Annotated in this window: 1 protein-coding gene; it reads left to right on the top strand. The window is 45.1% G+C overall.

The annotated features are described in order from the left end of the window. Positions 1 to 172, top strand: a 172-nt coding sequence (locus tag B3S86_RS12680; RefSeq protein ID WP_290753369.1) for a 3D domain-containing protein, incomplete at its 5' end; no start/stop codon positions are given. Positions 173 to 337: the final 165 nt, after the last annotated feature.

Here is a 337-nt window from a genome sequence, read left to right as displayed (position 1 = left end):
CACGAAGGTCTACGTCGAAGGGGTTGGTCTTGCGATCGCTCTCGATACAGGTGGTGCCATTAAAGGCAATAAGATTGATATTTTAGTCGATGGTGAACAAAAAGCAAAGACGTTCGGTCGAAAACAACTGCAAGTCTGGGTCATTCCTAGTGCAACGGAAGCGGACACGTGACGCTTCCTTGTTTTTTTCGTGGAAACAGGTACAATTACGAGAGTGTTTGAAGAAGGTGGAGAGATCATGCGGAAACGCTTAAAAGAAGTCATCGTCGTCGAAGGACGAGATGATACGACACGATTACAAGAAGTCTTTGATGTCGATACAATTGAAACGAACGGT

Origin of the sequence: Exiguobacterium sp. UBA3968 (assembly GCF_002385115.1) — a bacterium.
Classification (GTDB): domain Bacteria; phylum Bacillota; class Bacilli; order Exiguobacteriales; family Exiguobacteriaceae; genus Exiguobacterium_A.
The sequence above is the reverse complement of the archived record's forward strand: the minus strand, read 5'-3'. Positions and strand labels throughout refer to the sequence as shown.